We start from the raw sequence: 15,572 nt of genomic DNA on the forward strand, positions 1-15,572 counted from the left end.
TGCTGAAAAAACATATCTTATTTGGCTCTCATTTTACTTTACAAATTATAGAGATTTTATTTTTAGTAGTTTATCTATCATATAGTTTATAAAAAAAATCATCCTCTGCTATACGCAAAGGATGATTTTTTCTTATCTTATGATGCTTGTTTTCCTTTTTCAGCATCATCAACATACCAAATGAATTTTCCTGTATATCCATATATAACTGCTAATGCTAAGGATACAAAGCTCATCCACATAAATGGAACATATGATAATGTGGAAACACCTAGTATACCAGCCATAAAGATACCATTATCAGACCATGGAACCATACCCGAAGTTAATGTCCCACCTACTTCTGAGTTACGCGCTAATATACGGCGATCTAGTTTTAATTTATCATAGCTGTCTTGCATAATTTTTGGCGTTAAAATAAGTGATACGTACATTGCACAACCGAATACGTTTGCCAAGAAAGCAACGATTAATGTGGACAACGTTACATTTCCTGCAGAGTTTAGTTTCTTCTCAAATTTTGATACGATTACTTTTAAAACGCCGAGTTTTTCAAGTAATCCTCCGAAACCTAATCCGAAAATAATAACAGCTACTGAACTTAGCATACCATTGATTCCACCGCGATTTAGCAACTTATCAATGAAGTCCACACCTGATTCAATAGAGAAACCGTTATATGCTGTTCCAATTGCATCTCCAAAATTCATACCTTGGAAAAGCGTTGCCCAAATTGCACCGAGAAGCGCTCCCATTGCAATTGTTGGCATTGATGGTTTTTTCATTGCTAATAGTACAATAACAATAACCGCTGGAACAAGCATCCATATTTTAATATCAAAGTGCTTTAATAAAGCTTCTTTTAAAAACTCCACTTTATTTAAATCAACATTATCTCCACCATACATCCATCCGGCAACTGTAAACATAATACCAGTAATAATATATGCCGGTATATCTAATACAAACATCGCGCGAACGTGTGCAATAACATCTACTTTTGCCATTGAGGCAGCAAGTACTGTACTATCAGAAAGTGGGGATAACTTATCTCCAAAGTATGCCCCTGAAAGTACCGCTCCAGCAACTAGTGGAAGCGGTAAGCCAAGACCTTCACCGATTGCCATCATGGCAATACCAGCTGTACCAACTGTTCCCCACGATGTACCTGTTGCAATAGAAGTAATTGAACAAATAATTAAGGTTGCTAATAAGAAGATACTCGGATGAATAAATTCTAATCCGTAGTAAATCAATGTCGGTACAACACCGCCAGCAATCCATGTTCCAATTAGTGCTCCTACAGCAACTAAAATAAGAACAGCTTCTAATCCATTGGAAATTCCTTTCGTAATTGCATCTTGCAATTCTTGATAACGAAACCCTAACCTTAGTCCAAGCGCAATTACTAAAAACCATGAAATAAATAGCGCTAATTGAATCGGCAAATTAAAGATCGTTTGAAAGGAAAAGACAACTGCAAGAAACAGTAATAAAAGAATAATGATTTCTGGAATCGATGGTAATCTTACACTTTTCATTTGCTTCTCTCCTTACAAGTCGATAATATGATATATGTCGCCTAATATGTACTTTTACATACAATGCATAACGACAAACTATAATTTTCACATTATTCCGATTTGTTTTTTTAGTATAATAAATATACACCTTTTCTATTGTAAAAGTAGAGCTGATATTTCGCAATGAAAATTATAAAAAATATTGTATTTTTATTTACAATTAACAAAAACAAGTAAAAAATCCCTAAAAAAAGAAACAGTTGAGCAAAATTGTTCAACTGTTTCTCTTTTTATCACTTCACGACCTACTTATTGATTATGCACTTCTTTTTCTTCTTCAATTAAAACATTTAATATATACGTATATTGTTTTACAAATTCAATATATGTAACACGCGCTCGATTAATGAGAGTTCGTAATTATTGGGGGTCACGAATCAAAATTTCACTTTATAGAACAAGCACTTTTTGTAACACATCATCTAATACATATTGTTTGTGTACAAGTGAAGAAACCATACCGCTTTGCATCCCTCTATATGCTGGAAGAAACGTAATTATATCGCCTACTCGATATGTCTCACTATCTGTTATATCAATGATTAAATGATCACTACTTCCGCCAAGAATCTCGATATGCCCATCAAGTGGATATAGCCCACTAATATCAAGATCTTGTCGACCAATCGCAACAATGGCTCGCAATCGTTCTCCTTTTTCTTCAAAACATGGAACTTGACCGAAAGCGTTTTTTCCAATCACACCTCTAGGCATCGAAGGCTTTCTTTTAACCTCAATAATCTCAGCTTCTACTGAAAATATATCTTGGTACATAAAAGGAATGTTCTTCCCATATGCTGTTTCTTTCCCAAGAAAAATAGCCTCACCAATACGAAGAGAATTGACCCGCCCTATTTCTTTCCTTTGTAAGATAAGCGGTAAGGAACTGGAGTTTCCACCCGAAATAATGGAAAGTGGCTGCGCGATTGTTTCTTCCACTAGCTCAGTCAATTGTGTTAACTCTAGCAAAGAAGATTCAGTTGGAATCACACCGCTAAAACAAGTAAAATTGGCTCCAATACCAACAAGCTCTATCCCCTGTATCCCCACTACTCTTTGGGCAATCTCCACCATTTGCACAGGCAACATACCTTCGCGAAGGTCTCCTAAATCTACCATTAAAATGATCTGATGTATTTTCCCATATTTCGTCGCAGCCCTTCCCAATGCCTCAATCACGCAGAGTTCAGAATTCAAACTTATATCTGCAGTTAGAACTGTCTCCTCTACTTCTGATAAAGCTGGTGTTCTAATTAAAAGAAGTTCCGCACTGTTTCCCATCATTTTACGGATTTTATGAAGATGCTGTAATCTTGAATCTGCAAATTTTGTAAATCCAGCTTCTTTCAAAATTCCGATTACTTGTGTTGCAGCACTTACTCCTTTTGTAACTGGAAAACATGAAACATTTGCATGCTCACATAATCGTTTTATCATAATGGCATTATGCTTTAATTTTGAAAGGTTTATTTTCATGATGGGCCGCATTTTTATTCCTCCTACATACAAAGTGGATTGGGGAAATTTGTATATAAATACGATTTCGCTTGATCATGTATTCTCATCGAAAATAATGCCTTAGTCTCAATACAAGGTGCAAATATTGCTGCTCGTTGCTCTTCTGTTACCCCTACCATAAAATCTTCCACCACAGCTGCAACAATTCTCCACAACTCTTTTTCCTGTATATCATCAACTGCTCGAGCCAATGTAAATAGCAAATCCCCAAAATGATTTTGCAATACAGAATGAATAAACTTGTTATATACTTCAGTCATATTCTCTGTAAATAATGCTGCTTCTTTCATAATCGAGAGGTCTATCAATTCCGCCAATTTCTCTTTATAAATTCTTACTCCACCAAGATCACGAATGAGAATACGTTGTACTTCACCATTTTTTGTCACAATAATAGAATTTTGCATATGTCCTTCTAGGGCAATCCCATATCGTACAACAAGTTCTAACAATGGCAACATCACTTTCTCAGTATAATGAGCAATATAATAGAATATCTCTTTTTTACCGATTTCCTCTTTGTCAAAATATGTACGCATTATATCTAAAATGACAGATTCGTTTTCTTTTAATGGATTATCGGCTGTTAAACTTGCACCAACCCATAATAATTCTCCTTCTCTTCTATACTGATTGGGATCATCCCGTAAAATAAATGCTAAATTACGTCCTAAATCCCTAGTATTCGGTTTAGAAAAATAGGCTCCTACTCGTTCCCTTACAACAACAATAGACTGCTCTAAATTTTGTTCCTTTGTATAGATGCCATCTAATACTTTTGATAATAGTGGGCCATTTACTGTTATTTCTGGTGACACGGTACGAACTGCACTCGTTGCTTGCGCTCGCACTGGAAGTTTCACGTGATATGGTAATTTTAATACATTCATTGTTCGAAATGATAATGTTGCACGTGAAGATAGTTGATATGGCACTGGAATAATCCACCCCTCTTCTAACTCTGAACCATATTCTTCTTGTAATACATGTTCATACTGCCATGGGTGAATGAGAAATGGATAATAATCTTCCATTCTTTTTTCTTTATTTACAAGTAATGTGTGCACTGCTTCATATAACTCTGGTGAATTTTCATATATAAGTGGTTTCTGCATGTGATCTCCGGTTACTTCAGCTACTTCTTTATGAACGAGAAGAACATGTAACGGAACAACATGTTCAAATTCTGGTGCATACAATTTCACTTCTTCTCTTGATAAACCAAGTTTCGTTTTCGTAGATGGATGAAGCGGATGTCCCTCAATAACAAGTGATTCCGTATAAGTAAGCTCATCAAATGGTATACATGCTTGTAAAGCTTTTAAAAATTGATATAAATTGTTAGGCTTTGTTTTTGTTGCAAACAAAACGTTTGTCTCTAATTGTTGTTTCACCCATTCTTGTTTCCGATTCCATGCTTCGTATGCTAGTGCTAAATTGGTTACACTGTTTTCCAATTCTTCTTGTAAAGACTGTGAAATATGAATACGAAAGAACGGGGCAACTTCTTCCCAAAACATTGACAATGAATCAATCCACCGTATATGTCCACGAACTTTAAAACGAATTGGGAATATAAACTCGTATCGTTCAAACGCTCCCTCTTGTTTTACTTCTAACAATAATTCCGCATCGTTCATACTATCTACAATCTCTATGCCATGCTCATGTTTCAATATTGCACAGTTCTCTTGTAGCACTTTCTCTCGAATCAATGCATTGCAAAAACGATTTAAAATACTACGTTCTGCTTTTACTCTATTAACTTGTTTTCTTTGCATGGACAAATTCCTTCACCTTTCCTTTTTGCTGTTTCAGTTTTATAAATTGAAATAAAGACGGGATCATACATATAACTCCCATTAAAATAAATGTTTGAGCAATACCAACATATTCAATGGAATAACTAACTAAAATAGAACCAAGTGGTATCATCCCTCGATCCATCAGTACTACACTAAGCATAAGTCCCCTCTCTTCTTCACGGACATGATGCTGAAAATAGACACGGTTACTTGATCGTAATAACTGACCAAATAGACCAATAGAAAATAAAAGAATAAAAAATACATATATATTACTAACAATCAGTAGTGCTAAAGAAATTGAAAATGCAATTAAGCTAACATTATACAGGCGTACTTCTGAAATATATGTCAATGCTTTTGGAAGAATCACAGTAGCTATGATTGCACCAATTGCAGCTGATGACATAGCGATTCCAAACACTTCTGCTTTTCCCGTAAATTGCTTTGAAACAAGCGCTGGTAAAACCGATGTATAGGAAAAACCAAAAGCCATTGTAATAAGTGATGTCACAAAGATATTTCTTCCCATTTTGTCATAAGAAAAATATGCAGCAATTTGTTCCCAACTCGCTTTTTTCTTTTCTTTTCGCTTTTTCATTTGGTGATCTTTCATTGGTATCACAAGAATCCAAGCAATAAGTGCACAAACAGCCTGCATCATAAATGTTAATTCGATATGCCCTGCTGCAATAAGAAATCCTGCTAATGCCGGACCAGTTGATCGACAAACATTCATGACAAATGAATGCATGGAAATCAGTTTGCTAATTTGATTATTTGTATCAATATCTGAAAGAAGTGTATTCCGGTTTGGTGTTTCTAATGCACTAATGACCCCACGAATAAATGAAAAAAGTAAAAAGATAAAATATGAAGGAGTAACTAAAGCAACATAAACCGCAAGTAAAGTTGTCAATACAAATCCCCATAAGGAATATGATTTCATTAATTTGACACGTGGATACAAATCACAAAGCTTTCCTGCATAAACACTAAATAATACGATTGGAATGAGTCGTACAAAGTTTAACCATCCTAAATATGTCGCGCTATGGTACAAATCATAGACATACCAATTAATAGCAGTCATTCCGAGCCAATTCCCCATAAACAAAAAAAATGAACTACCAAAAAACAGTTTTCGAATAAGAATCACCTCAAATTTTTTGTTGCATTTTTTAATCCACTCTTTATAATTGAAATTGATTATCGTTATCACTTTAAAGACAATATAAAATATTCTCTCTTTTTTGTAAAGAGCTAAAATTGAGAAAGGTGGTTTCTATGCACTTACACAGCATTCATTCATTTGAGGTAGAAGAACAAACATTATTTTCTTTTTTACAGCAAAACCATCCACCGCTACATGAAATATATAAGCAAAATTTATATAAAGGTCGGAACGGTATATTAGAACGACTACTATCTTCTGTCATCCGAGAAAATATAAGCAATCTAATGGATACTGTGGTGACATTTCAAAAGTCAGCGAAGACGTTTGTTTCTATTTCAGCGTACCGTTGTCCAGATTATTTACTAGATTATATACATACACACCAGAAGAGTTTTGAAAAATATTCCATAATACAAGCTTTATATTTTAAGAAACAAGACTGCTACTTACTCGTACCAGTTCAACAAATGTATGCTTTCGAACGTCCAATTGTAAACGGGCCATACATGCTCATATCACTATCTGAGCAAAAAGAAATTACACATCCAAATGAAGTGTTAGCTTTAATTTTTCAAGAAGGTTGGAAAGGACAGTCTTCTTATTTTCATATGTTCGAAGAGGATTTAGCTAATAGTGCTGCTAATTTATCGCTTGCCTATACATTTCATGAACAGTCTACTGAGGTATCAACATTAGAAGCAGCTGCACAAACAGATAATCATTATGCTTTTTTTGAACAGCTTGTTATTGAAGGACACCCTTGTCATCCTGGAGCAAAAATGCGAAAAGGCTTAAACCCTGAAGAAACAATTGCGTATTCAGCAGAGTTTAAAAATACGATTCCACTTCGATTTGTAGCCGTTCATAACAAAGAAGTAAGTACTGCGTTTATGAAATCACAAGATTGGAATCCTATCATCTTTTCTTTAGAACCTGTACTGAAAGCCGAGGCAGAGATTAGGCTAGATGATAGAATAGATGATTATCTTCTATTACCTATCCATCCTTGGCAAACGATGCATACATTGCAAGAATTATACAAAACAGAAATTGAACAGAAAAAAATTATTATTTTTGATTATGAGGCGCCTTATGTAGCTGGTATGTCATTTCGTACCATCTTCCCAGCACAGTATGATACAAGAAAACCTCATTATAAGTTAACAACGAATGTTCATTTAACAGGAGAAGTGCGAACCTTATCAGAACAAACGATTCATAACGGTCCACTGATGAGTAATATATTACAAAAAATTATAAAAGAAGATACAAGTATCGATGAAAGAAGATTTATTCCGATTATGGAATGTGCTGGCGCACATTTTCTCAGTGCAAATGACTCTAATATAGATTTGCAAACTTTGAGAAGTGAAAATCTTGCATGTGTCATTCGTGATAATGTATACTCCTATATAAATAAAGATGAATGGGCTATTGTCGGTTCTGCTCTTGTTGCATCTGCACACGGAGCGAATCAACCACTTATTGTTGAACTTATCGAACTATATAAAGTAAAGAATTGTCTACCATTACATGATGCAATCGTTTCATTTATTGAAAAATATGTAGCTAACGCTTTAACTGGATTTATTCCACTTATGGTGAAGTACGGAATCGGCTTAGAAGGCCACTTGCAAAATACAGTACCTGTCTTTAAAAAAGATGGCACACCAGACCGACTTCTTGTTCGTGATTGGGAAGGCATTCGTGTTCACCGTGGTCGTTTACAACAGGAACGGCTTGACAGTACAAACTTCCATCACAAATCACGCATTTTAGTTGATGATGAAAAGAGCGTACGAAACAAGGTATTTTACTCCGTTATGCAAAATCACTTTGGAGAGTTATTTATTCATGTAAGCCGTTTCTATAACATAGACGAACAATTGCTTTGGAATATTGTAAAACGAGTCACAAAAAATATCTTTTTAGATTTACAACAAGACTCACGCTATACAAAAAACGCAACAACTGATTATGATATCTTCTTTGCAGAAAAGGTAGACTATAAAGCCCTGACGCTAATGCGAATGATGGGGGAAGCTCACTCCTATTTTTATGTAAAAGTCGATAATCCATTGTATAAATAACAAAAAATCCTTCTTTTCTCATTAGAGTGAAGAAGGATTTTCTTTGCTTCATGTACAAGATCTTTATTTTTAAGATTATACAGGCTTAATATGAGAAAAGGTATAAAGTATATCAATAATATACCAACTCCTAAAAGGACAATGTCATGATTTAATATATTTCTCCTATTTCAAATTCAACTTATAACTTTCAAAAGTATCTTCTAAAAGCATCGTCTCCAAATAATATGATTAGCTGCTTCACTTCATCATTGCGGCAAAGCATCATACACATATGGATCTTTTGGCTTTTCCATTTTTTCTACTTTACTAACTTTTACAAGTGGAAACAGTACCCCTTTATACGTCGTTTCATCTAATATCCCTGTAACTTTCACCCACGTTTCTTCTGGAAGAGTGTTTATTTCATTTCCAGAAACAATCATTCCCCACACAGCGGCATCTGCAACACAACATGTAATTCCATAGCGAGCGACTACTACTTTATCTTCCTTTACTTCTTTATCATGATAAACAAAACCCGTAAAAGTTATCTTTTTCCCTTTAAATCCAAGCACATCTTGACCGATTACATTCATCGTTTGAATATAATTTTGATTGTCTACTTGAATTGTATTTTGCTTCAGTATGTTTTTTTCTAATTCTTTTTGTGACTGCTTTTGCGTAGGAAGGTTTTGAATAGGTTCTTCTTCTTGATCCACTAATAGTTCCCTCCAATCGGAACTTGTGGATTGTTGCTTCGCTCCTGCACTTTGATTCATGCCACGTTTTGCTGCTACGCTACCATCAAGTGTCACATTAGAAAATAAAAATGCACTCACAATCGGAATTAAAAAAATTGCGTATAGCATACAAATTCCAATTTTTGATTTTGGAACTGTATGATTTTTACAGCAGTTACATCCTCTTTTTTTCTCCTCATTCCCATTCCATACTTGTAAGCAGCCTAAAATTAGCGAAAGAAAAAACGCAAAATAGATAAACTTTATCATTTTTGGTGCAACAAAATAATCAATATTCCCTGTTACCAATAGTTTAAATAGAAGCATTGCAAATCCAAGTAAAATAATCCCCCGAATATATGTATGAAATTCTTGTTTACTTTGCTTTTTCATTATCGTCATCTCCTAACTCATTGCAAACTGAACAACGATATATACACTAATCGTGACAATTCCAATAAAGAAGAAAACAAATCTTTTTTGAAAGTAAGCAAATAACATCAATGTATTTTTCAAATCTAACATCGGCCCAAATACTAGGAAAGCAACGAGTGCTTTTACTGAAAATATATGACCAAATGAAGCTGCGATAAATGCATCTGCTTCTGAACAAAGCGATAGTACATAGCCAAAAGCCATCGTGACAAAAGGTGAAATTACCTCGCTATTTGCAATTTCTACAAGCAAGTTACGATCTAAAAATGTTTGAAATAAACTTGCTAAGAACGCACCAATTAATAAGTACCTGCCTGTATCAAAAAATTCATCCACTCCATGACTTATTACATCTCGCCAACTTTTTTTCTTCTCATCATGAGTAATCACTTTTTGTTCTTTTAAAATACTTTTATTACGGTATACATAATACACAACTAAGCCTATCAATAATGCAACAAATAACGCTAACCCAAAACGAGCATATACAACATTTGGATTCGTTCGAAATGCATAATACGTTGATAAAAACACAATTGGATTTAAAATTGGGGCACTTACTAACATCACCATTCCTACATGGGAGGGTAACCCTTTCTGAATTAGCCTTCTTACTACAGGAATGATGACGCACTCACACATTGGAAAAATGACACCAACAAAAGCTGCTGGAATCATTGCAACAATTGTTGACCTTGGCAATATTTTTTGAATCATCTCCTCTGTTACGAATACTTGAATAACCGATGAAACAATAACACCTAATAAAATAAATGGTACTGCTTCAAAGAAAATACTTAAAAAAATTGCATTCACATTTAGCCATTCTTTTGGAATACTTTTGTGCAAGTTTGCTAGATTTGTAAAATCTACAAAAAATAATAAAAAAAGAAAGATTGCAATGAGAAGCGTACCAATTAACTCTTTTGATATTCTATTAAAAACCAACTTCCTCACCTCCGTTTTATTCATATTTAATCGTATGCTTGTCCTCTTTTTCTATGACAATCCCAAACATTTTTCATACTTCATTCCTATTCGTAAATCGTAATCATTATGATTTATTGTTGCATTTCTTTCTAAAGTCATTTATTATAAAACGTAATGATTACGATTTAACAGGAGGTATATACAATGAAAAAAGTGCCCATTACCGTTTTAAGTGGTTTTTTAGGCTCTGGAAAAACAACATTATTGAATCATATTTTGACAAATAGAGAGGGCTTAAAAGTAGCTGTCATTGTAAATGATATGAGCGAAGTAAATATTGATGCCGCACTTGTGAAACAAGGAGGCCTTTCTCGTACAGAAGAAAAATTAGTAGAAATTCAAAACGGCTGCATCTGTTGTACCCTACGAGAAGATTTAATCATTGAGGTAAACCGTCTTGTAGAGGCAGGGGATATTGACTACATTGTGATTGAATCTTCCGGCATTAGTGAACCTATTCCTGTTGCACAAACATTTACGTATATAGATGAAGCACTAGGAATTGATTTAACGAGCAAGTGTCGTCTTGATACGATGGTTACTGTAGTCGACTCAAATCGATTTTGGGATGACTTTGCCGCTGGGGAAAGTTTACTAGATCGAAAACAAGCAATTGATGAAACAGATACACGAGAAGTTATCGATTTACTAATTGATCAGATTGAATTTGCAAATGTTATTCTTTTGAACAAAGTGGATTTACTAGAAAAGGAAGATGTTATCGAACTCCATCTTCTATTACAAAAGTTAAATCCTAGTGCAAAAATCATTGAATCTTCATTTAGCGCAGTACCACTAAATGAAATTTTAAATACAAATTTATTTAACTATGATGAAGCTAGCCAAGCAGCTGGTTGGATTCAAGAGTTAAATAATGATCACCATACGCCAGAAACAGAAGAATACGGCATTAGTTCCTTTGTTTATCGCCGCAAACGTCCATTTCATCCTGTTCGACTTATGAATTGGTTAAAAAACTGGCCATTAGATATCGTAAGGGCAAAAGGTTTTTTCTGGCTCGCATCTCGTAACCATATGATGGGAATTTTGTCTCAAGCTGGATCTTCGATTACAATCCAAGGAGCTGGTGAATGGGTTGCAGCATTACCTGCAGCTGAGCAGCAGCAAATAATTGCAGAAGAACCAGAAGTCTTAAAAAATTGGGATAAACAGTACGGAGATCGCATAACAGAATTAGTCTTTATTGGAGTTGAAATGAATCAATATCATATTGAGCGCTCTTTGGATACATGCTTATTAACTGATGAAGAAATGAGACAGGATTGGGATGATTTTGTTGACCCAATCCCACCTTTTACCGTGGTATCATAATAAAAAGTGAAAAAACAAGATGGTTTCCCTAAAAGGTTACCATCTTGTTTTCGTTTATTCTTTAGAGTTACTAGACCTATTTATTACATTACTCCATATAACAAGTACAATTGTACTTATAACAACAAAAAGTCCATAACCAATCCCCACAGCGTCACCAATTGCTTCTAATCCAAATGGTAATAGAGCGGTAGTAATTCCTATTACATAAGAAAAAAAACCAGCTATTTTTGCAAGTTTTTCTTTATCCCCTACAAAGGTCTCTTCTTGATATCCTGCTAAGAGAAATAACCTCTTTTTTATGTGAATTTGGTATCCCAAAATGATAATGAACATGGCTAAAAGGAAACAAATTATAAACCCACCAATCATCAAATCACTCCTTTACAATATTTTACCACAATTATATCCATTACTCATCTGATTCATTTTAAAAATTCTGTTTATTTTTAATATTACTCATGATATATTACATATTGTATTCGATATTTCAATTAAATTTCTTTCTGAAAGGAGAACCTAGCTATGAATTCAGGAAGATTGAAAGGCATTATTATGGTTATTACAGGTGCTAGTTTATGGGGTTTATCTGGTACTGCTGCACAACAACTTTTTCAACAAGACAATGTCTCTACAGAATGGTTAGTTACAATCCGCTTACTTATATCCGGAAGTATTTTGCTCTTATTCTCCTCATTTGGCAATAAAAAATCAGAAGTGCTTGGCATTTGGAAACAAAGGGCCGATGTAAACAGAATGATTCTGTTTGGATTGTTAGGTATGCTCGCAGTGCAATATACATATTTTGCATCTATTAAGGAAGGCAATGCTGCAGTTGCAACATTATTACAATATTTAGCGCCAATATTTATCACCGTTTACCTTATCTTCAAATGGAATATTCGTCCTACTAAAATCGATTTTATTTCGATCATACTCTCTTTAATCGGAACCTTTTTCTTACTAACGAATGGATCTATTGATAATTTAGCTGTTTCAACTCCAGCTATCATTTGGGGCATTTTATCTGGTCTGTCACTAGCATTCTATAGCCTTTATTCAAAGGAATTATTAGAGAAATGGTCTTCATCTGTCATTGTTGGGTGGGGAATGATTATTGGAGGCATTGGTGTAACCGTCGTACACTTTCTCTCCACAAATGAATTTATCTTATTATCAGGCATGAAATATTTACAGCCTAATAATCTTTTCCTCATTACATTTGTGGTTATTTTCGGTACACTTATCGCATTCTATTTATACTTAGATAGCATCCGCTACCTTACACCGAAAGAGACTACACTATTTGGTTGTACGGAACCACTTGCAGCTATTATTTCTTCTGTTCTCATTTTGCATGTTCCGTTTCAATCATTTCAATTATTAGGCGCTCTCTGTGTTATTGCAATGGTACTTGTACTAAGCAAGAAGCCAGATGAAAGGAAACCGAAACTACAATTTGTTGATACGAGAAAGCAAAATATAAAGTGAAAGGAAATGTTTTATCTTGCCTATTCCTCAAAATTATCGAAAGCAAGAAAGGGTATCTGCTAAATCACTCGTTTTACATCAATTACAAGATTGGATTATCGAAGGTGTTTTACAACCTAATGAGAAAATTAATGATGGAGAGCTGGCCGAAGCTTTAGGTGTGAGTAGAACACCAGTTAGAGAGGCACTGCAAGTATTAGAGCTTTCAGGACTTGTGGAGATGGTCCCTGGACAAAAAACGAAAATTGCTCCTATAAAACTAGAAGATATATCTGTTATTTATGAAACAATTGCTGGCCTTCATACGATTATCGGAAAACAGGCAATTCATCAAATAAATGAAAATGATTTGATAAGACTTTCTGAAATAAACTCAGCATTTATAAATGCCATAGATGAAAAAAATTCGAAACAAGCATTACACTTAGATATCCAATTTCATAATACAATCGTATCAATCGCTAAAAATACATACATCGAACCGTTCTTAGCAAGCATCCAACTTCATGTATTACGTCTTGAATACCTATTTTTCCAAAATTTCATTCCTGCGCGTCAATCGATTGAAGAACACAATTTAATCATCGAAGCATTAAAAAACCAAGATGCAGCACAAATCGAAAAAATCATGTCCAAAAACTGGTTGCGGCCAATGAAAGAAATACAAAAAATAATCTCTGCTAAATAAATAAAGACCCCTCCTTGTTTTTTTCCAACTTAGGGGGGTCTTCATTTACTATTCTATATGACTATGCGCGAACTTCGGCATATTTTTTAATGTCCCTATACTCTTTTTCTAGTTCCTCTAAAGAAAGCTCGTATAATTGTCGATCAAGAATTTTAAACACACCAGCTCCAATTAACTGGTCAATTAACTGCCTCCTGCGAATTTCAATAGCAAAACGGAGTTGACTACTCATCTTTTTAAAAACCCCTTTCTACAATAACTGAAAATGATAATCCTTATCAATTACCACTTTGATTATAAAGATGATATTTTAGAAGTAAAGTAATATGATGAGATATTTACCTTACAACTGTTTGTGGCCACATTATATATATGTATGTTGCAAGAATGAGTTTATGACACTTTTTATCATCTTTTTTCTTTCATACTTTGCAAAGTGGTTCTTTACGTATATATCCTCTATTTCTATTTGTCTCGTAATATGTCCTACATAAAACCTATCCTTCAATAAACGTGTCGCTTCTGCTAGTACGCCTTGTGTCTTCTTATCATTTCCTTTTTCTCAACCTAAAAATATGACTATTTCTTTTTCTTTCTCATATTGTTTAATACTGTAAGAAATGTAAAGGAGGATATAAAATTGAAGCGATTATTTCTTTGTATGGAACGTGAACTTCTTGTTGTAGAAAAAAGAAATGAAGAGTTTCAAGTTCAATATCACTTACAAAATATACAACCTACTTGTATTGCGGTTGATCCATTTCAACCAAATCGTATCTATTGCGGCACCTTTGGCCGAGGATTATGGGTAAGCGATGACCGAGGTGATTCTTGGAGACCAATTGGAGATTCTTACCGCTATTTTGACTTTCCTAAAGAAGATGGTATTTTACATTCTGCTATTACTTCGATTGCTATTAGTCCTATTAAACAAGTTAATGGCTACGGCATTGTTTATGTAGGAACGGAACCTAGCGCGTTGTTTTATTCAGAAAATGGTGGTGCAACATGGAGTGAGTGTAAGAACATGAAATCATTACTTTCTTCATACACATGGGCATTTCCACCTCGTCCTTTTACACATCATGTTCGCTGGATTACAGTCGATCCAAATAAACAAGATACAATACATGTATCAATTGAAGCAGGCGCTATCATTCGAAGTAAGGATAATGGCCAAACTTGGGAGGATAAAAAATTCGGCGCTCCTATTGATGCTCATCAACTACTTATGCACCCACAGGCCCCGAATCGTCTGTATGCATCATGTGGCGATGGGTTTATGGGCGGACCTGACCGTGCATATCTTGAAAGTTATAATAGCGGAAGCAATTGGACTTCTTGTAGCGAGGGCTTAGAACACCACTATTTATATAGTATGGCTATCGATCCTGGTGATTGTGATACGATACTGGTCTCTGCTGCACCAAGTGCTGACCTAGCTCACCATCGTATACCTTATGAATCTTATATTTATCGAAAAACAAAAAACACTCCTTTCCAAAAAATGCAGCACGGGCTACCTTCAGCAATCGGAACTGTCATCTCTATGCTTGCAACAAATCCTGCCGAACCCCATACATTTTATACTTTAAATAATAATGGTGTATTTCAGTCTTTAGATAGCGGGCAAACTTGGGAGCAATTAAACATTCCTTGGAAAGAAGAATACAAAACGCAACATCCACATGCTTTATTGATTACTTCCTAACAGAAATAAAAGGGCTGTCTTATTTTCATA

Annotated in this window: 13 protein-coding genes; 5 read left to right on the plus strand and 8 right to left on the minus strand. The window is 34.6% G+C overall.

What is annotated here, in order from left to right; genetic code table 11:
• Positions 1-137: 137 nt before the first annotated feature.
• The 4 genes from nhaC to M014_RS26795 form a co-directional block, all read right to left on the minus strand.
• Positions 138-1,541, minus strand: a complete 1,404-nt coding sequence (gene nhaC / locus M014_RS0110765; RefSeq protein ID WP_026591735.1) for a Na+/H+ antiporter NhaC — start codon at positions 1,539-1,541, stop codon at positions 138-140.
• Positions 1,542-1,973: 432 nt separating this feature from the next.
• On the minus strand, positions 1,974-3,071 hold the full coding sequence (locus tag M014_RS0110770; protein ID WP_026591736.1) for an alanine racemase: 1,098 nt from the start codon (positions 3,069-3,071) through the stop codon (positions 1,974-1,976).
• Positions 3,072-3,082: 11 nt separating this feature from the next.
• Entirely contained in the window at positions 3,083-4,882 is a 1,800-nt protein-coding gene (locus tag M014_RS0110775; RefSeq protein WP_176527641.1) for an IucA/IucC family protein, read from the minus strand.
• Complete coding sequence (locus tag M014_RS26795; RefSeq protein WP_331280095.1) at positions 4,863-6,128, minus strand: MFS transporter; 1,266 nt, start codon at positions 6,126-6,128, stop codon at positions 4,863-4,865. The genes M014_RS0110775 and M014_RS26795 overlap by 20 nt, the downstream gene beginning before the upstream one ends.
• 65 nt (positions 6,129-6,193) lie before the next feature.
• Between M014_RS26795 and M014_RS0110785 the strand changes: the two genes are divergently transcribed.
• Entirely contained in the window at positions 6,194-8,173 is a 1,980-nt protein-coding gene (locus tag M014_RS0110785) for an IucA/IucC family protein (RefSeq protein WP_026591738.1), read from the plus strand.
• Between the two features lie 248 nt (positions 8,174-8,421).
• Here M014_RS0110785 and M014_RS0110790 read toward each other — a convergent pair whose 3' ends face one another.
• Positions 8,422-9,288, minus strand: coding sequence for a TIGR03943 family putative permease subunit (locus M014_RS0110790; RefSeq protein ID WP_026591739.1), 867 nt, complete (start codon positions 9,286-9,288; stop codon positions 8,422-8,424).
• A 12-nt stretch (positions 9,289-9,300) separates the two neighbouring features.
• A complete protein-coding gene (locus M014_RS0110795; RefSeq protein WP_026591740.1) occupies positions 9,301-10,278 on the minus strand; it encodes a permease in 978 nt (325 codons plus the stop codon).
• A gap of 186 nt (positions 10,279-10,464) precedes the next feature.
• On the opposite strand from M014_RS0110795, the gene M014_RS0110800 reads away from it, so the two are divergent.
• The gene (locus M014_RS0110800; RefSeq protein WP_026591741.1) at positions 10,465-11,652 is read left to right on the plus strand and encodes a GTP-binding protein; all 1,188 of its coding nucleotides are present in this window, start codon (positions 10,465-10,467) and stop codon (positions 11,650-11,652) included.
• Between the two features lie 54 nt (positions 11,653-11,706).
• Here the strand turns inward: M014_RS0110800 and M014_RS0110805 are convergent, their stop codons facing one another.
• Positions 11,707-12,024: a DUF3784 domain-containing protein gene (locus M014_RS0110805; RefSeq protein WP_026591742.1), complete on the minus strand. Its 318-nt coding sequence runs from the start codon at positions 12,022-12,024 to the stop codon at positions 11,707-11,709.
• A 153-nt stretch (positions 12,025-12,177) separates the two neighbouring features.
• Here M014_RS0110805 and M014_RS0110810 point away from each other — a divergent pair, with 153 nt between their 5' ends.
• Together M014_RS0110810 and M014_RS0110815 are read left to right on the plus strand one after the other, a co-directional pair.
• On the plus strand, positions 12,178-13,143 hold the full coding sequence (locus M014_RS0110810) for a DMT family transporter (RefSeq protein ID WP_026591743.1): 966 nt from the start codon (positions 12,178-12,180) through the stop codon (positions 13,141-13,143).
• A 16-nt stretch (positions 13,144-13,159) separates the two neighbouring features.
• Positions 13,160-13,831: a GntR family transcriptional regulator gene (locus M014_RS0110815; protein WP_026591744.1), complete on the plus strand. Its 672-nt coding sequence runs from the start codon at positions 13,160-13,162 to the stop codon at positions 13,829-13,831.
• 61 nt (positions 13,832-13,892) lie between these two features.
• On the opposite strand, the gene fbpA is transcribed toward M014_RS0110815, so the two are convergent.
• Positions 13,893-14,063, minus strand: coding sequence for a Fur-regulated basic protein FbpA (gene fbpA, locus M014_RS0110820; RefSeq protein ID WP_026591745.1), 171 nt, complete (start codon positions 14,061-14,063; stop codon positions 13,893-13,895).
• A 408-nt stretch (positions 14,064-14,471) separates the two neighbouring features.
• Here fbpA and M014_RS0110825 point away from each other — a divergent pair, with 408 nt between their 5' ends.
• Positions 14,472-15,542 carry a WD40/YVTN/BNR-like repeat-containing protein gene (locus M014_RS0110825; RefSeq protein WP_026591746.1) on the plus strand — a complete coding sequence of 357 codons (1,071 nt, stop codon included), beginning with the start codon at positions 14,472-14,474 and terminating at the stop codon, positions 15,540-15,542.
• Positions 15,543-15,572: the final 30 nt, after the last annotated feature.

The organism is Bacillus sp. UNC437CL72CviS29, assembly GCF_000482345.1.
GTDB lineage: Bacteria > Bacillota > Bacilli > Bacillales > Bacillaceae_G > Bacillus_A > Bacillus_A arachidis.

Coding starts and splice junctions, on each gene's coding strand:
- nhaC (WP_026591735.1), bottom strand. CDS start 1,541: ATGAAAAGTGTAAGATTACCATCGATTCCAGAAATCATTATTCTTTTA.
- M014_RS0110770 (WP_026591736.1), bottom strand. CDS start 3,071: ATGCGGCCCATCATGAAAATAAACCTTTCAAAATTAAAGCATAATGCC.
- M014_RS0110775 (WP_176527641.1), bottom strand. CDS start 4,882: ATGCAAAGAAAACAAGTTAATAGAGTAAAAGCAGAACGTAGTATTTTA.
- M014_RS0110785 (WP_026591738.1), top strand. CDS start 6,194: ATGCACTTACACAGCATTCATTCATTTGAGGTAGAAGAACAAACATTA.
- M014_RS0110790 (WP_026591739.1), bottom strand. CDS start 9,288: ATGAAAAAGCAAAGTAAACAAGAATTTCATACATATATTCGGGGGATT.
- M014_RS0110800 (WP_026591741.1), top strand. CDS start 10,465: ATGAAAAAAGTGCCCATTACCGTTTTAAGTGGTTTTTTAGGCTCTGGA.
- M014_RS0110805 (WP_026591742.1), bottom strand. CDS start 12,024: ATGATTGGTGGGTTTATAATTTGTTTCCTTTTAGCCATGTTCATTATC.
- M014_RS0110810 (WP_026591743.1), top strand. CDS start 12,178: ATGAATTCAGGAAGATTGAAAGGCATTATTATGGTTATTACAGGTGCT.
- fbpA (WP_026591745.1), bottom strand. CDS start 14,063: ATGAGTAGTCAACTCCGTTTTGCTATTGAAATTCGCAGGAGGCAGTTA.